The organism is Streptomyces sp. NBC_00259 (genome assembly GCF_036181745.1).
GTDB lineage: Bacteria > Actinomycetota > Actinomycetes > Streptomycetales > Streptomycetaceae > Streptomyces > Streptomyces pratisoli.
Genome location: NZ_CP108080.1, coordinates 1,948,067 through 1,967,796 on the forward strand (window position 1 = coordinate 1,948,067; position 19,730 = coordinate 1,967,796).

The following is a 19,730-nucleotide window of genomic DNA, read 5'->3' on the forward strand; positions in this document are numbered from 1 at the left end:
CCGGGGGAAGCGAGGGGGCGGCATTGACCGAGCCGCAGGGCATCGACATGCCCAACGATCTCACCACGGCGGAACGCACGATGTGGACCTCCTTCGAGCACGGGAGGACCTGCGACCTTCGCGACAGCAATCCACTGCTGAACGATCCCTTCTCGGAACGCGAATGGGGCCCCGGGCGCAGCGTGCGCGCCGATGTGATCGCGATGCTGCTGCTGAGCGGTCCGCCGGCACGTCCCGGGCGGGTGTGCGCGCTCAAGCTGCGCGGCGCGTACGTCACGGGCAAGCTCACGCTCTCCGGCGGCACGATCGGGCCGTACGTGGAGCTGACCGGCTGCCGGTTCGAGAGCGAACTGGCCTTTCCCGAGGCGCGGTTCACCACGCTGCGCATGGTCGGCTGCGCGATACCGCGGCTGGAGGCCGCTCGGCTGCACACCGAGGGCGATCTGCATCTGCCGCGCTGCCGGATCGACCGCGGGATGCGGCTCACGGACGCCCAGATAGGCACGGATCTGCTGATCAACCAGATCCAGGTGCGGCCGGACCGGCGGGGCCGCGCGATCGCCGCGGACGGGCTGTCCGTCGCGCAGGACCTGCAGGCCGAGCTGATCGAGACGTACGGCGAGGTCAGTCTGCGCGGCGCGAAGGTCGGCGTGTCGCTGAGCCTGCGCGGCAGCAGGCTGCGGGCGGTCGAGGGGCGGCACGCGCTGAACGCCCCGCAGCTGACGGTGGAGCGCACGCTGTACATGACCCGGGCATGGGTCGACGGGGGCGGCGACCAGGGGGCCACTCCTCCGTTCGGCATCGCCAACGCCGCGGGCGGCCGGGCGCCGGGCGCGCGGGAGCGGCGCTTCGAGTGCCATGGCGGGGTGCGGCTGGACGACGGCCGCTTCGGCGACGCGGTCGACCTCCACAAGGCCCGCTTCGTGCTGTCGGACGCGCGGCGGGAGGAGCTGTCGCTGCGCAGGATCGTCACGCCGGAGCTGCGCTTCACCGGCGAGCGGCCGACGCAGGGACGCGTCGTGCTGAACGGGGCGAAGGTCGTCACGCTGATCGACCTCTCCACGAGCTGGCCCGGGCCCGGCGGGCTGGCCATGGGCGGGTTCGTGTACGAGAACCTCGTCCCGTACAGCCGCTTTCCGCTGGCGCGGCGGCTGGAGTGGATCGAGGCGGCGACTCCGGAGTACGCGCCTGAGCCGTACGAACGGCTCGCGACCGTGCTGCGCAACAGCGGCGAGGACGCGGACGCCCGTGAGGTGCTGCTGGCCAAGCAGCGCCGCCGCCGCGAGACCCTGCCGCTCGCCGCGAAGCTCTGGGGCTTTCTCCAGGACTGGACGGTGGCGTACGGCTACCGGCCGGGCAGGGCCGCGCTGTGGATGGCGGTGCTCTGGGCGGCCGGTGCGGTGGCCTTCTCCCGCTACGACCCCTCGGCGATCAAGCCGGACGAGCACCCGGTGTGGAACCCGTCCCTGTTCGCCCTGGATCTGCTCATCCCGGTGATCAACCTCGGCCAGGACGGCTACTGGCGGCTGGAGGGCCGCTGGCAATGGGCGGCGGCCGCGCTGATACTCCTGGGCTGGATCCTCGCGACGACGGTCGCGGCAGGCGCGTCACGGATGCTGAGGCGCGGCTGAGGCGTGTGGGAGACAGGGGGCGCGCGGGGCGTGACGGGGGGTGTGCGAGGGGCTCTCCCGTGCGTCCGAATACGCGCGCCTTTGCGTTTTCTTGACCTGGGCCAGGACAACCATTCCACCTGCTACCAAAACTTCACAGATGCCCTCTGGCGCACCTCCGACCTGCGTCTTTCAATGGTCCGCACCATGTCTCTGCTCCGCGCCCTGATCAGCACCGCCCGCATGGTCCGGCACACCCCGCGGCTCGCCGACGGCCTGCCTCCGGACGATGCGGTACTGCTCGACGCCCCGGACGGCGGGCTCGGCCCGGCCCTCGTCGCGGCCGCCGTCGGCGATCACGAGCCCGCCGCCGCACTCCTCGCCGCCACGCGCGGCGCGGCCGAGTGGGAGAACCGGGACCGCCATGTGACGCGGCTCGCGGCGTTCGCGTACAACCGCGACGACTGGCTGGCCGGCTGGCTCGCCGCCTCGCCCCGCGATCCCGACGCCCTGCTGGTGAAGGCCGAGCTGGAGGTCCGCAGGGCCTGGGAGTCACCCGCGAGCGCCGAGCGGCTGCGCGAGGTCGGCCCGCTCGTCCACGCCGCCGCCGAGGCCGATCCCCGCGACCCCGTGCCCTGGCGGCTCGCGCTCGACCACGCCCGCGGCACGCACGCCACGCACACCGCCTTCGAGGCGCTGTGGGAGCAGGCGGTGCGCCGCTCCCCGCACCACTACGGCTGCCATGTCGCGGCGCTGCAGTACCTCTCCGCCGTCTGGTACGGCTCGCACCGCGAGTGCTTCGACTTCGCCGAGCGCGCCGCCGAGGACTCGCTGCCCGGCTCCCTCGTCCAGGCCCTGCCGGTGCGGGCGGCGTTCTCCCTGCTGCTGGCGGGGCCCGTCAGCTCCGTGCAGGCTGACCGGATCGACGCCGCGGCGGACCGGGCGATCGCGCTGTCCGCCCGCTTCCGCACGGCCGACCCCTGGCCCGCCGAGGTACGCAATCTGCTGGTGTACGTGCTGATCGCGCGCGGCCGCTGGACCGAGGCGCTGGAGGTGTTCCGGACGATCGGCACGTACGCCACGTCGTTCCCGTGGAACTGTCTGACGGACGATGCGCTGGGCCAGTTCCTGGAGGCCCGCGACGGTGTCCGGATCGAGGTGGCGTCCTCGACGCCGATCCGCCGCGGCCGCAGGATCCGTACGAACGGCGCGGCTCACGCGGCCGCCGCGGCCGGTTCCCTGAGCCCGCTCACCAAGAGCCAAGGGAAGGCGGCAGGACGAGCCCCGTCCGGTGGCCATTACGCTTGACCGCTGTGACCACCGCTCGCCTGCCACTCTTTCCGCTCAACGCGGTGCTTTTCCCGGGCCTCGTGCTGCCGCTCAACGTCTTCGAGGAGCGCTATCGCGCCATGATGCGCGAGCTGTTGAAGACCGACGAGTCCGAACCGCGCCGGTTCGCCGTGGTCGCCATCCGCGACGGCCGTGAGGTCGCGCCGACCGCGCCCGGGCTGCCGGACCAGACCGCGCTGCCCGAGAAGGGCCCGGCCGCCGGCTTCGGGGCGGACCCGGTCCAGGCGTTCCACCGGGTCGGCTGCATCGCGGACGCCGCGACGATCCGGGAACGCGCGGACGGCAGTTTCGAGGTGCTCGCCACCGGCACGTCCCGGGTCAGGCTGCTCTCCGTCGACGCGAGCGGCCCGTTCCTGACCGCCGAACTCGAAGAGATCCCGGAGGAGTCAGGGGAAGGCGCGGGCACCCTGGCCGAAGGCGTGCTGCGGGCGTTCCGGAACTACCAGAAGCGGCTGGCGGGAGCGCGGGAGCGCTCGCTGTCCACGGGCTCGGAGCTGCCGGACGAACCGTCCGTGGTCTCGTACCTGGTGGCCGCGGCGGCCGTGCTGGACACGCCGTCGAAGCAACGGCTGCTGCAGGCGCCGGACACGGCGACCCGGCTGCGGGAGGAACTGAAGCTGCTGCGCTCCGAGACCGCGGTGATACGGCATCTGCCGTCGCTGCCCGCGGTCGAACTGACGCGCGCGCCGACGAGCCCGAACTGACACGAGGACGACGACCTTGGCGAAGAAGCAGCGGAAGCAGCAGGGCGGCACTCCGGCGACGGTGGCGCTGACGGCCGCGGGGACGGCGTTCACGGTGCACGCGTACGAGCACGACCCGGCGTCGCCCTCGTACGGCGAGGAGGCCGCGGAGGCCCTCGGCGTCGCGCCGGAGCGGGTCTTCAAGACCCTCGTGGCGGACGTGGACGGCGAGCTGACGGTCGCCGTCGTCCCGGTCGCCGGACAGCTCGACCTGAAGGCGCTGGCCACGGCGGTCGGCGGCAAACGCGCGGCGATGGCCGATCCGGCCGCGGCCGAGCGCACCACGGGATACGTCCGGGGCGGCATCTCTCCCCTGGGGCAGCGCAAGCGGCTGCGCACGGTGCTGGACGCCTCGGCCTCCGCCCACCCGACGATCTGCGTCTCGGCGGGCCGCCGGGGCCTCGAGGTCGAGCTGGCACCCGCCGACCTGGCGTCCCTTACCGGCGCGGTGCTCGCGCCGATCGGCCGCGCGTAGCGGGGCGTGCGCGGACCCTCGACGGACGGGCGGTCCTCGGCTACGACCGAAGGACATCCCGGCAGGGACTTCCCCGCAGGGACATCCCGGCAGGAGGGGCACCGCCATGTCGAAGCGCACGAGGAAGCGGAAGTGGCGCGTCCGAAAGCGCCGCGCGAACCACGGCCGTCGGCCGGCGTAGTCCGGGAGGGGGCACCGCCCCCTCCCGGCCCCGGGACGAGGGCCACGCGCCACGAGCGCCTTCGGCAGTGGGGCGGGGGCTTCGCCCCTCGCAGCCTGCTCCCGGTACGGCCTGGCCGTACCCTCGGGTCGGCAGAACCAGCGAGCGGGGCCGGGCCGCGAGCGTTCACGACAAGCCCCGCCGGCGATCGAGGCGCAGGTCCGGGGCAGAGTCCCGTGAGCGGCGCCGGGGGCAGAGCCCCCAGGGGAAGGGGAGGGGGAGGGTTCCGCGCGGCGCGGCGGTCGTCAGCGCGGGTCGTCGTGGGCAGGCGACGGGGCCCATTCCGGCTCGGGGTCGCGGGGGCCGAACAGGGCCGTCAGGCCCAGGTGCATGATCATCGCGGCGACCGGCCACGCCAGCAGCGCCGCCTTCGCACGGAGCCTGAGCGGCGCGTCGAAGACGACCCCCTCGCCCACCGCGCGAGCGTGCGCGACGACGTCCTGGTCGGGGCCGAACCAGTGGCCCGTGCCCCATGCCAGGGCGGAGGCGAGGAGCCCGCCCAGCGCGAGCGCGGCGACGACGGCGATGCCCCCGCGCCGGTTGAACAGGAAGGCGCCCGTCGCACTGAGCACCCCGAAACCGAGCGCCAGCAGCACGAACGTACCGTCCGCGCCCGCCGACTCCTCGCCCTCCGTGTCCGCGACGAAGACCGCCGTGTCGGTCGAGATCAGCGGAACCCGGGGCGCCAGCCACAGCCACAGCAGTCCGAGCGCGATCCCCGCGAGCGTCACGGCCACCAGGACCACCGCGGCCTGCCGCAGCTCCCTCTTCATGTCCAACCCTTCTCCGTCCGGGTACGGCGCGGGGTTCGGGGTGTGCCAGGGCGCGTCATGCGGTGCGGGCCGGTGAGGCGGCGTCAGGGGTGCTGTCACCCTGACATCGTGCCAAACGTCCCTGTGGCCCGCCTCACCGGCCGCGTCTCAGCGGACCGCCGCCCGGCGGTACGCCCAGGTCGCGACGGCCAGTGACACCACACCGACGCCGGCGCAGACGGCGAGGTCCAGCGCGACGGTCGGCCAGTGCGGATGCGCCTCGAACGTGCGGGCGAGGGCCTCGACGCCGTACGTGGACGGCAGCAGATCGCGCGCCAACGCGATCGGCCCGGGCAGCCGCCCGGCCGGCAGCACGCCCAGCAGCAGCGCCGCGGACATGCCCAACTGGCCCAGCAGCGTGGCGAGTTCCTGGCGCGGCGCGAGCAGCCCCAGCGCCGCGCCGAGCCCGGCCAGCGCCGCACCGGCGAGCGGGATCACGGCGGCGAGTATCCACAGATGGGTGAGCGGCAGGCTGAAGAGCACCGAGCCGATGACCGCGGTCACCACCGTCCCGGGCACGGTGAAGGAGGCGTACGCCCCGGCCGCGCCGAGCACCACCGCCGCGGGCGGCACCGGCAGCGTCGCGTAGTGGTCCAGACCACCGGAGGCCCGGAGCTGCCCGAAGTACTGGGCGAGCAGATTGAGCGCGACGAACGCGACGACGAGGACGGCCGACCCGGCGACGACGGCCCGCGCCTCGGCACCGTCGTCGACGACCCCGCGCATCAGCACCATGATCCCGACGGACTGGAAGGTCGCGACGAAGAGCAGCGGGATCCGGGCGACCCGCGCCCGGGACAACTGGGCGCGGTACACCGCGGCGAGCGCGGGCAGCAGCCGGGCGCTCGGCGCGAGCGGCGCGGCCTCGCCCTCCGCACCGGCGTGGGCGTCACGCGCTCCCCGCACACTCGCGGCCACGGCCTCCGCAGGCACGATGCTCACCTGGCGCTGCTCCTGTTCGGTACGGACGGCCTCAGTAGGGGCGACGGCTCACGGCTCACGCCTTCACCAGGCCCTTCGTCGCATGGCCGCCGAGCGCCAGATAGACGTCCTCCAGACTCGGCGTGGCCAGGGTGAAGTCGTCGAGGGCGGCGAAGGCCTCGCCTCCGGTCACCGCGGCGACGGCCGCGCGGGCCTCGTCCGGTGCGAGCCGCAGGACCCAGCGACGGCCGGACTCCTGGGCGGAGGGCCGGAGCGCGGCGACCTCGGGTACGTCGAGCGGGGCCCGCTCTCGCCAGAGGAGTTCGACGCGGACCTCGCCGGCGACGCGCTCCTTGAGTCCGGCGGGCGTGTCGCAGGCGATGACCTTGCCGCGTTCCAGGACGGCGACGCGGTCGAGGACCGTCTCGGCCTCGATGACGTTGTGGGTGACGAGGAGCACGGTCACATTGTGCTCGGCGCGCCTGCGGTCCACCGCGGCCCACACCGCGCGCCGGGCGACCGGGTCCATTCCGGTGGTGGGCTCGTCCAGCACCAGCACCGGCCGCTCCCCCACCAGCGTGGCGGCGAAGCAGGCGAGCCGTCGCTGGCCCCCGGAGAGCTTCTTCAGCGGACGCCCGGCGAGCCCGGTCAGACCGAGCTCCTCCAGGACGGTGGCGCATTCGGCGCGCGCCTGCCGTGCCCCGAGTCCGCGCAGCCGCCCGGTGGTCTCGGCGGCGAGCGCGACGGTCAGCTCGTCGAGCGCGGTGGACTCCTGACCGAGGTAGCCGATGAGCCGGGCCGCGCGCTCGGGATGGCGTACGAGATCGTGGCCGAGCACCGCGACGCTGCCGGAGTCCGGTCGCATCAGACCGGTCAGCTGGCGCACGAGGGTGGACTTGCCGGCGCCGTTCGGCCCGAGCAGCCCGAAGATCTCTCCGCGCCGCACTTCGAGGCCGATTCCGTCGTTGGCACGCACCTCGGGAGTCGCGGGTGTCCCCCGCCGGGCACGCGCAGCGGGGTACGTCTTGACCAGATCCCGCACCACGCACACCGTACTCACGAGGGACGAGCCTACGGGGTCCGCCGTCCTACTCCCCGGCCGGGGCGCGTTCCGTGGCTGCACGTACGTCGATCTCCCGCCAGAATCCGGCCCGGATCGCGTACCGGTCATGCTCGTCGATCTGGTCGTCCTTGTGGGCGAGCAGCCCGAAACGCGCAGCGTACCGGAGCAGTTCGCCGTCGATGCGGTGCGGGATGCGCGGGTACATGGTGGACAGCTTGGTCACATGCGCCGGGTCCGGCAGCCGCTCCATCCAGCGGCGGGCGAAGACCTGTCCGACCTCGAAGGGGTCGCCGCCGACGGTGGTGATGTCCTCCTCGCGGTCCGCCCAGCGCTGCTCGGCGCTGGTGAGCTGGGCGAGGGTGGGCAGCGAGGCGGTCTCCGGGGGCTCGCCGAGCGCGCCACCGCCCGAGCGTTCGATCCAGCCCTTGTCGGAGGACCAGCGCAGGGTGGCACCGGCGGGTTGCCGGTCCGTCTGGACGGCCGGGCCGCGCAGGCCCGCCAGGTCCTTGGGGGTGGGGACGCCCTTGGCGTGGGGGCCGGCGGGGGCGGCCGCCCCGTTCTCCGTGCCGCTGCCCACGGCCGGGGCCGAGGACCCGTTGCCGACCGGAGTCACTCGGGGGCCCGTGTCCTCCGCGCGCTCCGCGGCGGCCGCGAGTGCCGACTCGGGCAGCGGGGCGGAGAGGATCGCCGCGATCTCGGGGCGGGGCGCGGGTGGCGGGGCGCAGATTCCGGTGAGTTCCTTGGCGCGTACGGCCTGGGTGATCCAGGCCCGGTCGAGGACGCGGCGTTCGTCGGCCTCGGCGACCAGGTCCTCGGACTGGTTGTAGTCGCCGTCGGCGGCCTGGACGGCCCAGAGGTGGACGGCGACCCCGTGTTCCTTCGCGGACATCAGTCCGGGCAGCAGATCGCCGTCACCGGTCACCAGCACCACGTCGGAGCAGGCGCGATTTCTGGCCAGTTCGGTGAGCTCGGCGTGCATCGCGGCGTCGACGCCCTTCTGCGCCCAGCGGCCGTCGCTGCGGGTCAGCGCGCCCAGCCGGACGGTGACGCGGGGCATGACCCGGAGCCTGCGGTGCTCGGGCTGGGGTACGCGGTCGGGGGCTCCGTCGAACCAGTAGATGCGGAGCAGCGGACGTTCCGTATCGGCTTCGGCGCGCTCGCGCAGGGCATGGATGAGGGCGGCGTGGTCGACGGTGATGCGCGAACGGGCCGGTTCTCCGGCGAGGAGACTCGCGGCGGCGCCCAGCAGATAGCCGGCGTCCACCAGGACGACGCAGCGGTCCACGTGTTCCACCCTCTTTCGGGAACCTCGGGATCGGAGTTGCTTCGGGTTTCCTTCGAGTCTGCCCGAACGCCGGGAGGTTAACGGCCGGAACTCGATCATCGGCGTGGCGGGTCGTGAAGCCGCACCGTAACAGCAGCCCGTTACTCACTGCAATGATCCGAAATGCGGCTCATCCGGCGGTATGTGAGTCTGATGGCGGCCCTGGCCCCTAGATCCCACAGGAGGCACCACCATGGCCAAGAACAAGAACCGAGATCGCAAGATACAGACCGGCTCGAACGCCGAGCGGAGCGCCCAAGAGGCCCGCACCTCCTCGATGGAGGCCCAGTCGGAGCGCCGGGACACGCAGGTACCGCCGACCAGCGTTGCCCACAAGGGACGTCAGAAGCGCTTCGGCCACAACTGACGCACCCCGTCGACGCATGCGTGAGGGGCGCGCCCGATGACCGGGCGCGCCCCTCAAGTGCGTCGCCCCTCAAGTGCGTCGCCCCTCAAGTGCGTCGCCCCTCAAGTGCGTCGCCCCTCAAGTGCGCCGCACGTCCACGTGCGTCACACGTCGTGCGCCGGTCTCAGCCGGCCAGGCAGGACGGGCCGAGCAGCACCTTCAGATCGCCGAACAGCGCGGGATCGGGCTGGACCCGGTGCCGGTCGAGGCGGAGCACGGTGGTCTTGCGGGCTCCCTGGAGCTTGATCCGCACCTCCGTGTTGCCCTTGTGGTGGCCGAGGATCTCACCGAGCCGGCTGATCATGGGCGGGGTGACCTTCACCGTCGGAATGCTGATCACCACGGGGGCGTTGGTGCCCGCGTTGGACAGGTCGGGGACCATCAGCTCCATCGCGACGAGCCGCGGTACGTCCTCGCGCTTGTCGAGCCGGCCCTTGACGAAGACGACCGTGTCCTCGACGAGCTGGGTGGACACCAGTTGGTACGTCGCCGGGAAGAACATGCACTCGATCGAGCCCGCCAGGTCCTCCACGGTGGCGATCGCCCACGCGTTGCCCTGCTTGGTCATCTTGCGCTGCAGGCCGGAGATGATGCCGCCGATGGTGACGACCGCTCCGTCCGCGTGCTCGCCTCCGGTGAGCTGGGCGATCGCCGCGTCGCTCTTGTCGCTCAGCACGTGCTCGATACCGAAGAGCGGGTGGTCGGAGACATAGAGGCCGAGCATCTCGCGCTCCTGGGCGAGGAGATACGACTTCTCCCACTCCACGTCGGAGAACTCGACGTCGAGACCGAAGCCCGGCTCGCTGCTGTCCTCCTCTCCCATCCCGCCGAAGAGGTCGAACTGCCCCTCGGCCTCCTTGCGCTTGACCGCCACCACGTTGTCGATCATCGGCTCGTGCTGGGCGACCAGACCCTTGCGGGTGTGCCCCATCTCGTCGAAGGCGCCCGCCTTGATGAGCGACTCGATGGTCCGCTTGTTGCAGACGACGGCCTCGACCTTGTCGAGGAAGTCGGGGAAGGAGGTGTACTTCCCCTTGGCCTTGCGGCTGCGGATGATCGACTCGACGACGTTCGTGCCGACGTTACGGACGGCCGTGAGGCCGAAGAGGATGACGTCGTCGCCCTGGGCGGCGAAGTTCTGCTCGGACTCGTTCACATTGGGCGGCAGCACCTTGATGCCCATGCGACGGCACTCGTTCAGGTAGACCGCGGACTTGTCCTTGTCGTCCTTGACGGAAGTCAGCAGCGCGGCCATGTACTCGGCCGGGTAGTTGGCCTTCAGATACGCGGTCCAGTAGGAGACCAGTCCGTACGCGGCGGAGTGGGCCTTGTTGAAGGCGTAGCCGGCGAAGGGGACCAGGACGTCCCACAGGGCCTGGATGGCCTCGTCGCTGTAGTCGTTCTTCCGGGCGCCGGCCTGGAAGATGGTGAAGTTCTTCGCCAGTTCCTCGGGCTTCTTCTTGCCCATGACGCGGCGGAGGATGTCGGCCTCGCCGAGCGAGTACCCGGCGATGATCTGGGCGGCCTTCTGCACCTGCTCCTGGTAGACGATCAGGCCGTAGGTGACCGCGAGGACCTCTTCGAGCGGCGCCTCCAGCTCCTTGTGGATCGGCGTGATCTCCTGGCGGCCGTTCTTGCGCTCCGCGTAGTTGATGTGCGAGTTCATGCCCATCGGGCCCGGCCGGTAGAGGGCCGAGACGGCGGAGATGTCCTCGAAGTTGTCGGGCTGCATCTGGCGGAGCAGCGAGCGCATCGGGCCGCCGTCGAACTGGAAGACGCCGAGGGTGTCACCGCGGCAGAGCAGTTCGAAGGTCTTGGGGTCGTCCAGCGGGAGGGCGAGCATCTCCAGGTCGACGCCCTTGTTGGCCTTCACCATCTTGATGGCGTCGTCCATGATCGTGAGGTTGCGCAGGCCCAGGAAGTCCATCTTCAGCAGGCCGAGCGACTCGCACTGCGGGTAGTCCCACTGTGTGATGGTCACGCCGTCGGTGTGCCGCACCCAGATCGGGGCGTGGTCGACGATGGGCTCGCTGGACATGATCACGCCGGCCGCGTGCACGCCCATCTGCCGGACCAGGCCCTCGACGCCCTTGGCGGTGTCGATGACCTTCTTCACGTCCGGTTCGTTCTCGTACATCGACCGGATCTCGCCCGCCTCGCTGTACCGCGGGTGGGAGGGGTCGGTGATGCCGTTCAGGTCGATGCCCTTGCCGAGGACGTCGGCGGGCATCGCCTTGGTGAGCCGGTCGCCCATCGCGTACGGATAGCCCAGCACGCGCGCGGAGTCCTTGATGGCGTTCTTCGCCTTGATCTTGCCGTAGGTGCCGATCATGGCGACCTTGTCCGCGCCGTACTTCTCGGTCACGTACCTGATCACCTCGACGCGCCTGCGCTCGTCGAAGTCGATGTCGACATCGGGCATGGAGACGCGCTCGGGGTTGAGGAACCGCTCGAAGATCAGACCGTGCGGGATCGGGTCGAGGTCGGTGATCCCCATCGCGTACGCGACGATCGAACCGGCCGCGGAACCACGGCCCGGGCCGACCGCGATGCCGTTCTTCTTGGCCCACATGATGAAGTCGGCGACGACGAGGAAGTACCCCGGGAACCCCATCTGGATGATGACGTCCATCTCGTACTCGACCTGCTTCTGCCGGTCCTCGGGGACGCTGCCGGAGAAGCGGCGGTCCATGCCGCGGCGGACCTCCTCCTTGAACCAGGTGACCTCGGTGAAGCCCTCGGGGATGTCGAACTTCGGCATGAGGTTCTTCGCCTCGAACATGCCCGTGGTGTCGACCTGCTCCGCGACGAGCAGGGTGTTGCGGCAGCCCTCCTGCCAGGCGTCGGACGCGTCGATGGCGTACATCTCGTCGGTCGACTTCAGGTAGTAGCCGGTGCCGTCGAACTTGAACCGGTCCGGGTCCGAGAGGTTCTTGCCGGTCTGGATGCACAGCAGCGCGTCATGGGCGGTCGCCTCGTGCGCGTACGTGTAGTGCGAGTCATTGGTGACCAGCGGCGGGATGCCGAGCTTCTTGCCGATCTCCAGCAGTCCGTCGCGGACGCGGCGCTCGATCTCGATGCCGTGGTCCATCAGCTCCAGGAAGTAGCGGTCCTTGCCGAAGATGTCCTGGTACTCGGACGCCGACTTCAGGGCCTCGTCGAACTGGCCGAGGCGCAGCCGCGTCTGCAGCTCGCCGGAGGGGCAGCCGGTGGAGGCGATCAGGCCCTCGGACCACTGGGAGATGGTCTCCTTGTCCATCCGCGGCCACTTCTGCAGCCAGCCCTCGGCATAGGCGTCCGAGGAGAGCCGGAAGAGGTTGTGCAGACCCGTCCTGTTCGCCGCCCAGATCGTCTTGTGGGTGTAACCACCGGAACCGGAGACGTCGTCCCTCTTCTGGTGCGGCTGGCCCCACTGGATCTTCCGCTTGTTCCGCCGGGACTCCGGGGCGACGTAGGCCTCGATACCGATGATCGGGGTGACTCCGGCCTTCTGCGCGGAATGGAAGAAGTCGTACGCACCGTGGAGGTTGCCATGGTCGCTCATGGCGATGTGCGTCATGCCCATCTCGTTGCAGGCGTTGAACATGTCCTTGAGCCGCGCGGCACCGTCCAGCAGCGAGTACTGGGTATGGACGTGCAGGTGCGTGAAGGGCGGCTTGGTCACGGCGGAAGGCCTCCGGCAAACAGTGGACGACAGTCTGGGTGGACAGCGTGGAAGTCTATGCCCCTGCGCTGACAATCGTCGGGCACTCGGGACTACCTTCGTGCGTTGAGCGGGGCGGAAGACCTGTCCCTTATGTCAGCACCAGGAGGCACCCAGCGATGTCGGTCCACCAGCCCACGGCCGGCGAGCGAGGCGAGGAGATCCTCTCCGTCTTCGGCACCGCCTTCGGCGAGCTTCTGGCCGCCGACCCGGCCGCGTTCCGGGTGAAGTTCCGCAAGATGGCGGCCTCCGCCTTCGCCTTCTACCGGGGCTCGGCGAGCCTGTTCTACGCCGACCTGGAGCGGGAGCAGCACAGCGGCCCGTATCTGGACGAGCGCACCAGCCGGGTGTGGATCCACGGCGACCTCCACGCCGAGAACTTCGGCACGTACATGGACTCGAACGGTCGGCTGATCTTCAATGTCAACGACTTCGACGAGGCGTACGTCGGCCCCTTCACCTGGGACCTCAAGCGCCTCTCCGCCTCCCTCGCGCTGATCGGCTACACGAAGGCGCTCAGTGACGAGCAGATCACCGAGCTGGTGCGGGTCTACGCGGCCGCCTACCGGGAGCGCGTCCACGCCCTGGCGACCGGCGCCAAGAACGACGAGGTGCCGCCCTTCACGCTGGACACCGCGGAGGGCCCGCTCCTGGAGGCGCTGCACAGCGCCCGTTCGCTGACCCGCTTCGGGCTGCTCGACTCGATGACCGAGATCCGCGACTTCGAGCGGCGCTTCGCCGGCGGCGGCGGCTCGATCGAGCTGGACGCGGCGACGCGGTACAAGGTGCTGGCCGCGTTCGACGGCTATCTGGAGACGCTCCCCGAGTCGAGCCTGACCCGCCCCGACTCCTACCGCGTGAAGGACGTGGTCGGACGGCGCGGCATCGGCATCGGATCGGCCGGTCTGCCCTCGTACAACATCCTGCTGGAGGGCAACAGCGACGCGCTCGAGAACGACGTCGTGATCTACATGAAGCAGGCGCAGACCCCGGCGGTGTCCCGGCACATCACCGACGAGCGCGTCCGTGACTACTTCCAGCACGAGGGCCACCGCACGGTGATCTCGCAGCGCGCGCTGCAGGCGCACTCGGACCCGTGGCTGGGCTGGACGGAGCTGGACGGGTCCGGTCAGCTGGTCGCGGAGGTCTCGCCGTACGCGGTGGACCTGGACTGGTCGGACATCGACGACCCGGAGGAGATCGCGGCCGTGGTCGCCGATCTCGGCCGGGCGACGGCCACGATGCACGCGGCCGCGGACGACGAGAGCGGCCACTCGCTGGTGCCGTTCTCCACGGAGCGGGCCATCGACGCGGCGATCGCCGCCGACGAGGACGGCTTCGCGGAGCTGCTGGTGGACTTCGCGCACAGCTATGGCGCACGGGCGCGCGCCGACCACCAGATCTTCGTGGACCTCTTCCGCAACGGAAGGATTCCGGGGCTGCGGTAGGGCGGCCCACGGGCGGCCGGATCCTTAGCCGCGGCTTACGGAGCGGCATGGCACACTCCTGAACGATGCCGATTTCCGGGGGGCCTCCCCCGGGGCCCCGGCAGTAAAGGACATCCGGCAGGCAGAGGACCCCGTGCACATAGGCGAGACACGGCTCAGGGGGCTGCGGGCAGCGATCTTCACGGCACTCGTCGTGACGCTGTCCGCCGCCTCCCACGTGCTGCTGTCCCAGGTGCCCCTGCCGCTGCCGACCGTCGCCGCCGTCGCCGCCGGGGTGTTCCTGCTCACGTACGCGCTGGCGGGACGCGAGCGCGGATACGGGCCGATCGCGGCCGTGCTGGTCCCGCTGGAGCTGGCCGCGGACACCGTCTTCACCACCGGCCAGCACGTCTGTTACGGCGCCGCCGGCGGGCCGGTCGCCGGTGCGCTGCGCGCGGTCGGGGTGGACGTGCTGTGCGGCGGGAGCGCCGGTGCGCCCCTGCCCGGCGTCGCTTCGGCCGAGGGGCACATGGCGGCACTGATCGACTCCCCGGACCCGTCCGTGCCGTGGCTGCTGCTCGCCGCGCACGTGTCGGTCGGGCTTGTCGCCGCGGCCTGGCTGCGGCACGGCGAATCGGCACTCGCGGGTCTGCTGCGGACGGCGGCGGTGGCGGCGTTCCGGCCACTGCTGATAGCCGTGGCCGTCGTCCGCGGCGCCGTCGGTACCGCCCGTTCCGCGATGCCCGCCCTGGTACGGACGCACGCCGCCCGTACCCGCCACTTCGTGCAGTCCGTGCGACGCAGGGGACCGCCGCTGCCGGCTCCGGCTCTCGTCTGAGCCCCGGCAGTCCCCCGCCCGAACACCTTTTTCCCACGGAGAACACGATCATGAGTGCACGCAACAGCAAGGCCAACAAGGCTGCCGCCCGCGAGCGGATGCGCGCGGAGCGCGAGCGCCAGGCAAAGAAGGACAAGGCCAGGCGGCAGATCATCGTCGCCCTCTCGACGGTCGGCGTACTGATCGCGGCGGGCGGCATCGGCTATGCCGTCATGCAGGCCAACAAGCCCACGGCCTGGGAGGCCGCGAAGGACGCGAAGGTCGTCAAGCCCAAGAACACCGAGGGTGAGAACGGCACGACGGTCGTCATCGGCAAGCCCGCCGCGAAGAAGACCCTGGAGATCTACGAGGACTCGCGCTGCCCGATCTGCGCGACCTTCGAGCAGGCGGTCGGCGAGACGGTCAAGAAGGACGTCGACGCCGGCAAGTACAAGCTCAAGTACATCGGCGCCACGTTCATCGACAACGCCGACAGCGGCGAGGGCTCCAAGAACGCCCTCTCCGCCCTGGGTGCGGCGCTCGACGTCAGCCCCGAGGCCTTCACGGAGTACAAGGCGGCGCTCTACTCGGCGAAGTTCCACCCCGAGGAGAGCGAGGACAAGTTCGCCAAGGACGCGTACCTGCTGGAGGTCGCGAACTCGGTCGGCGCGCTCAAGAACAACGCCGAGTTCAAGAAGAACGTCGAGAACGGCACCTTCGACCCCTGGGCGCTGAAGATGTCCCAGACCTTCGACGACAGCGGTGTGACGGGTACGCCGACGCTGAGGATGGACGGCAAGAAGGTGACCGCGGAGGGCAGCGAGAACGCGCCGATGACGGTCGAGCAGTTCAACGCCGCGGTCGACAAGGCGCTCAAGGGCTGAAGCTGACGGTTCACGTGGAGAGCGCTCGGTAGCGCTCGAAGGACGGGCAGACGAATTCTCTGAATTCGTCTGCCCGTTCGCCGTACCGGTCAGTAGGCTGACCGGCCGTGACCAGTAGACTCACCACAACTCCGAGCCGCCGCACGGTCGTCAAGGCCGCTGCCGCCACCGCTGTCGCCGCGCCCGTTCTGGCCGGCGCCGCCGCGTCCTCCGCTTCCGCCGCCGAGTCGGCCCCCGCATTCCTCCACGGTGTCGCCTCGGGCGACCCGCTGCCCGACGGTGTGCTGCTGTGGACCCGGGTCACGCCCGCCCCGGACGCCGTTCCCGGCTCCGGCAAGGGCGCCGCCACCGAGGTGCGCTGGGAGATCGCCGAGGACAAGGCGTTCACCGCCGTCGTCTCCGGCGGACTCACCACCGCCACCGCCGCCTCCGACCACACCGTCAAGGTCGACGTCAGGGGCCTGCGCCCCGGCACCGCCTACTACTTCCGCTTCACCTCCGGCACCGCGGTCTCCGCCGTCGGCCGCACCCGCACCGCGCCCGCCGTCGACGCCGCCGCGTCCGGTGTCCGCTTCGGTGTCGTCTCCTGCGCCAACTGGGAGTCGGGCTACTTCTCCGCGTACCGGCATCTGGCGGCCCGCGCCGATCTGCACGCGGTCCTCCACCTCGGCGACTACATCTACGAGTACGGCACCGGCGGCTACCCGGCCGAGGACGAGGTCGTACGGCGCCACGAGCCCCGACACGAGATCACCACGCTCGCCGACTACCGCACCCGGCACGGCAATTACAAGACCGACGCCGACCTCCAGTCGCTGCACGCCGCCCACCCGCTCATCGCGATCTGGGACGACCACGAGATAGCCAACGACGCCTGGTCCGGGGGCGCGGAGAACCACACGCCGGGCACCGAGGGCGACTACGCGGCCCGCGCCGCGGCCGCCAAGCGGGCCTACTTCGAGTGGATGCCCGTGCGCGCCTCGACGGAGGGCACGGTCTACCGCCGGCTGCGCTTCGGCAAGCTGGCCGACCTGCATCTGCTCGATCTGCGCTCGTTCCGCTCGCAGCAGGCGTCCGTGGGCAGCGGCACGGTGGACGACCCGGAGCGCACGATCACCGGCCGCGCCCAGCTGGACTGGCTCAAGTCGGGCCTGGCGTCCTCGGACGCGACCTGGAAGCTGGTCGGTACGTCGGTGATGATCTCGCCGGTCGCCTTCGGCTCCGTACCCGCCTATCTGCTGGAGCCGATCGCCGACCTGCTCGGTCTGCCCAAGGAGGGCCTCGCGGTCAACGTCGACCAGTGGGACGGCTACACGGACGACCGCAAGGAGCTGCTGAAGCATCTGACGGACCGCGGCATCAAGAACACCGTCTTCCTCACCGGCGACATCCACATGGCGTGGGCCAACGACGTTCCGGTGAAGGCGGCGACGTACCCGCTGTCGCAGTCGGCCGCGACCGAGTTCGTGGTGACGTCGGTGACGTCGGACAATCTCGACGAGATCCTGAACGTCGCACCGGGCACGCTGTCCCTGGTCGCGGCCACCGCCGTCAAGGCCGCCAACCGCCATGTGAAGTGGCTCGACATGGACCATCACGGGTACGGCGTCCTCGATGTGACCGCCGAGCACTCGCAGATGGACTACTACACGCTCTCCGACAAGACGCGTCAGGACGCGACGGCCTCCTGGGCGCGCTCGTACCGCACGCTCAACGGGACGCAGAAGGTCGAGCGGGTCAGCCGGCCGGTGCTCTGAGCAACGGCCGTTCGGGTTCCTCTAACCTGGCGCCATGAATGCGCCGGGGGAACTGATCGACGGGCGGTTCGAGCTGATCGAGCCGCTCGGCAGCGGCGGAATGGGCACGGTGTGGCGGGCTCGCGACACCGTGCTCCACCGCGAAGTCGCGCTGAAGGCGGTCCGTCCCGACGCCTCCACGTCCGACGCGGTGCGCGAACGCGTCCTGCGTGAGGCGCGGGCGCTCGCCCGGCTCAACCACCCCCATGTGGTGACGGTCCATCACATCGTGGACGTGCGGCCGCATCCGTGGATCGTGATGGCACTGGTGCCGGGCATATCGCTCCAGGACCGCCTCTCCCAGGGCTCGTTGACCCCGCGGGAAGCGGCACGCATCGGCCGCCAGACGCTCTCCGCCCTCAGCGCCGCACACGCGGCGGGCATCCAGCACCGGGACGTGAAGCCCGCCAACGTCCTGCTGCGGCCCGAGAGTCCCGCCGGGCCCGGCGGCCCGGGCGGTGCCCCCAGCGCCGTACTCACCGACTTCGGGATCGCGGCGCTCCAGGGCTCGACGTCGCTGACCGCCACGGGTGAGCTGGTCGGCTCGCCCGAGTTCATCGCACCGGAACGCGTCCGCGGTCACGACGACGATCCCGCCTCCGACCTGTGGTCGCTCGGGCTCGTGCTGTACGTGTGCGTGGAGGGCGTCAGTCCGTTGCGCCGGGCGACGACGCTGGCCACGCTGGCGGCCGTGCTCGACGACCCGGTGCCCCCACCGGTGCGCTCCGGGCCGCTGGCACCCGTGCTGCAGGCGCTGCTCGTACGGGACCCCGCGGCGCGACCCGACGCCGCACGGCTCGACGCGATGCTGGCGCAGGTGGAGTCGGGGACGACGCCGTACTGGGTACAGCCGACCTCGACGGCGCAGCCGCCGGTATCCGTGCCCTGGCCGGTGCCGCCCGTGCCCACCCTGCTCGACAGTCCGCGGCCGACGGCTCCGCAGCCGACGTCGCTCCCGGGGCGGCGACGGCCGGGCCGTGCACCCGTGATCGTCGCCGCGATCGCCGTGGCCGTCGCGGTCACCGCCGCCACCGCGCTCGTTCTCACCCTGCGCGGCTCGGGGACGGAGACGACGGGCGGCGCGAAGGGCTCCGGCGGCGCGACGAGCACGGCGCCCACCACGCCCCCGCCCAGGACCACGCCCTCGACCACGCCCTCGACCGCACCGCCGGCAAGTGCGGCTCCCACGGTCACCGTCACCGCGCCGGCCCCGCCGGGCGACACCCCGACCGCGTCCTCGGGGCGCTGGATCGCCCAGCTGTTCTCCGAACCCGTCGGTTCCGGCACGGACACACGGGACCAGCGGCTCGCCAAGGTCCGCGAGACCGTGCCCGAGGCCGAGTACGTACGCAGCGACGGCTACGCCTCGTTGCGGCCGGGCTACTGGGTGATCTACGCACCGGGGCCGTTCGCCGACGGCCGGGCCGCGCTCGCGTTCTGCGCGGAGCGCGGCAGGACCACGGCGAACACCTGTTTCGCCCGCTATCTGAGCACGAGCGCGGACGACTTCGGCCTGCAGTGCCGTCCGCCGGCGAGCGACCCCTCGGGCCGCTGCACGCGCCCCTAGCCCGTAGCCCCTGGCCCCTGGCCCCTGGCCCCTACAGGGTTTCCAGGAAACCGAGCGCCACGCGCCAGGTCTGCTCAGCGGCCTGCGCGTCGTGGTCGGGCAGATCCGGATCCGTGTACAGATGCCCGGCGCCCGGGTAGCGGTGGACCTCGACGTCCGCCCCGGCCCTGCCCATCCGCAGATACCAGGCGGTCAGCCAGTCGTGCGGCTCGAACGGGTCGGGGTCGGCGACATGGAGCTGTACGGGCAGCTCGTCCACCTCGGAGCCCTCCGCGATGTCCGACGTACCGTGCAGCAGGAGCAGGCCGCGCGCCTTCTCGTCGCCCAGCGCCAGGTTCTGGGCGATGGCCGCGCCCAGCGAGAAGCCCCCGTACACGAGTCCGCGCTCGGAGTGGGGCGCGGCGGCCAGGATCGCCCGCTTCAGCAGCTCGTCCACGCCGACCTCGCTCTTGTACTCCCTGGCCTCCTCGACCGAGTCGAAGACCCGGCCCTCGAAGAGATCGGGCGTCCACACCTGGTGTCCGGCCGCCCGCAGCCGCTCGGCGGCGGCGAGCACGGCCGGGCGCAGACCGTATGTCGAATGGAAAAGCATGATGTCCATGCGGTCAGGTT

Annotated in this window: 16 protein-coding genes; 10 read left to right on the forward strand and 6 right to left on the reverse strand. The window is 71.2% G+C overall.

What is annotated here, in order from left to right; genetic code table 11:
- Positions 1-23: 23 nt before the first annotated feature.
- The 4 genes from OG766_RS08790 (at position 24) to ybaK (ending at position 4,178) form a co-directional block, all read left to right on the forward strand.
- Positions 24-1,631: an oxidoreductase gene (locus tag OG766_RS08790; RefSeq protein ID WP_328724973.1), complete on the forward strand. Its 1,608-nt coding sequence runs from the start codon at positions 24-26 to the stop codon at positions 1,629-1,631.
- A 174-nt stretch (positions 1,632-1,805) separates the two neighbouring features.
- The gene (locus tag OG766_RS08795) at positions 1,806-2,918 is read left to right on the forward strand and encodes a hypothetical protein (RefSeq protein ID WP_266374890.1); all 1,113 of its coding nucleotides are present in this window, start codon (positions 1,806-1,808) and stop codon (positions 2,916-2,918) included.
- 5 nt (positions 2,919-2,923) lie between these two features.
- A complete protein-coding gene (locus OG766_RS08800; protein WP_266374889.1) occupies positions 2,924-3,664 on the forward strand; it encodes an LON peptidase substrate-binding domain-containing protein in 741 nt (246 codons plus the stop codon).
- A 16-nt stretch (positions 3,665-3,680) separates the two neighbouring features.
- Positions 3,681-4,178 carry a Cys-tRNA(Pro) deacylase gene (gene ybaK, locus OG766_RS08805; protein WP_266374887.1) on the forward strand — a complete coding sequence of 166 codons (498 nt, stop codon included), beginning with the start codon at positions 3,681-3,683 and terminating at the stop codon, positions 4,176-4,178.
- A gap of 465 nt (positions 4,179-4,643) precedes the next feature.
- On the opposite strand, the gene OG766_RS08810 is transcribed toward ybaK, so the two are convergent.
- From OG766_RS08810 to OG766_RS08825, 4 genes are read right to left on the reverse strand one after another with little or no spacing between them, the layout of a single operon-like run.
- Positions 4,644-5,270 (reverse strand): ABC transporter permease, encoded by a 627-nt coding sequence (locus tag OG766_RS08810; protein ID WP_266374886.1) that lies wholly within the window; start codon positions 5,268-5,270, stop codon positions 4,644-4,646.
- A 48-nt stretch (positions 5,271-5,318) separates the two neighbouring features.
- Entirely contained in the window at positions 5,319-6,152 is an 834-nt protein-coding gene (locus tag OG766_RS08815; RefSeq protein WP_266374885.1) for an ABC transporter permease, read from the reverse strand.
- A gap of 55 nt (positions 6,153-6,207) precedes the next feature.
- On the reverse strand, positions 6,208-7,182 hold the full coding sequence (locus OG766_RS08820) for an ABC transporter ATP-binding protein (RefSeq protein ID WP_266378121.1): 975 nt from the start codon (positions 7,180-7,182) through the stop codon (positions 6,208-6,210).
- Between the two features lie 37 nt (positions 7,183-7,219).
- On the reverse strand, positions 7,220-8,488 hold the full coding sequence (locus tag OG766_RS08825) for an NYN domain-containing protein (protein WP_266374883.1): 1,269 nt from the start codon (positions 8,486-8,488) through the stop codon (positions 7,220-7,222).
- Positions 8,489-8,711: 223 nt separating this feature from the next.
- On the opposite strand from OG766_RS08825, the gene OG766_RS08830 reads away from it, so the two are divergent.
- The gene (locus OG766_RS08830) at positions 8,712-8,885 is read left to right on the forward strand and encodes a hypothetical protein (RefSeq protein ID WP_266374882.1); all 174 of its coding nucleotides are present in this window, start codon (positions 8,712-8,714) and stop codon (positions 8,883-8,885) included.
- 163 nt (positions 8,886-9,048) lie between these two features.
- Here OG766_RS08830 and dnaE read toward each other — a convergent pair whose 3' ends face one another.
- Positions 9,049-12,588 carry a DNA polymerase III subunit alpha gene (gene dnaE / locus OG766_RS08835; RefSeq protein ID WP_266374881.1) on the reverse strand — a complete coding sequence of 1,180 codons (3,540 nt, stop codon included), beginning with the start codon at positions 12,586-12,588 and terminating at the stop codon, positions 9,049-9,051.
- A 158-nt stretch (positions 12,589-12,746) separates the two neighbouring features.
- Here dnaE and OG766_RS08840 point away from each other — a divergent pair, with 158 nt between their 5' ends.
- From OG766_RS08840 to OG766_RS08860, 5 genes are all read left to right on the forward strand, one after another.
- The gene (locus OG766_RS08840; protein WP_266374880.1) at positions 12,747-14,075 is read left to right on the forward strand and encodes a DUF2252 domain-containing protein; all 1,329 of its coding nucleotides are present in this window, start codon (positions 12,747-12,749) and stop codon (positions 14,073-14,075) included.
- Between the two features lie 133 nt (positions 14,076-14,208).
- Positions 14,209-14,892 carry a hypothetical protein gene (locus tag OG766_RS08845; protein ID WP_266374879.1) on the forward strand — a complete coding sequence of 228 codons (684 nt, stop codon included), beginning with the start codon at positions 14,209-14,211 and terminating at the stop codon, positions 14,890-14,892.
- 50 nt (positions 14,893-14,942) lie between these two features.
- Positions 14,943-15,755: a DsbA family protein gene (locus tag OG766_RS08850; RefSeq protein WP_328724974.1), complete on the forward strand. Its 813-nt coding sequence runs from the start codon at positions 14,943-14,945 to the stop codon at positions 15,753-15,755.
- A gap of 107 nt (positions 15,756-15,862) precedes the next feature.
- Entirely contained in the window at positions 15,863-17,512 is a 1,650-nt protein-coding gene (locus OG766_RS08855; RefSeq protein WP_266374876.1) for an alkaline phosphatase D family protein, read from the forward strand.
- Between the two features lie 34 nt (positions 17,513-17,546).
- Positions 17,547-19,118, forward strand: a complete 1,572-nt coding sequence (locus tag OG766_RS08860; protein WP_266374875.1) for a serine/threonine-protein kinase — start codon at positions 17,547-17,549, stop codon at positions 19,116-19,118.
- 31 nt (positions 19,119-19,149) lie between these two features.
- Here OG766_RS08860 and OG766_RS08865 read toward each other — a convergent pair whose 3' ends face one another.
- Positions 19,150-19,719: a dienelactone hydrolase family protein gene (locus OG766_RS08865; protein ID WP_266374874.1), complete on the reverse strand. Its 570-nt coding sequence runs from the start codon at positions 19,717-19,719 to the stop codon at positions 19,150-19,152.
- Positions 19,720-19,730 lie beyond the last annotated feature (11 nt).

What these genes read in the sequence shown, in the direction of transcription:
- OG766_RS08840 (WP_266374880.1), top strand. Translation starts at nt 12,747, where the DNA reads ATGTCGGTCCACCAGCCCACGGCCGGCGAGCGAGGCGAGGAGATCCTC.
- OG766_RS08860 (WP_266374875.1), top strand. Translation starts at nt 17,547, where the DNA reads ATGAATGCGCCGGGGGAACTGATCGACGGGCGGTTCGAGCTGATCGAG.
- OG766_RS08795 (WP_266374890.1), top strand. Translation starts at nt 1,806, where the DNA reads ATGGTCCGCACCATGTCTCTGCTCCGCGCCCTGATCAGCACCGCCCGC.
- OG766_RS08865 (WP_266374874.1), bottom strand. Translation starts at nt 19,719, where the DNA reads ATGGACATCATGCTTTTCCATTCGACATACGGTCTGCGCCCGGCCGTG.
- OG766_RS08830 (WP_266374882.1), top strand. Translation starts at nt 8,712, where the DNA reads ATGGCCAAGAACAAGAACCGAGATCGCAAGATACAGACCGGCTCGAAC.
- OG766_RS08850 (WP_328724974.1), top strand. Translation starts at nt 14,943, where the DNA reads ATGAGTGCACGCAACAGCAAGGCCAACAAGGCTGCCGCCCGCGAGCGG.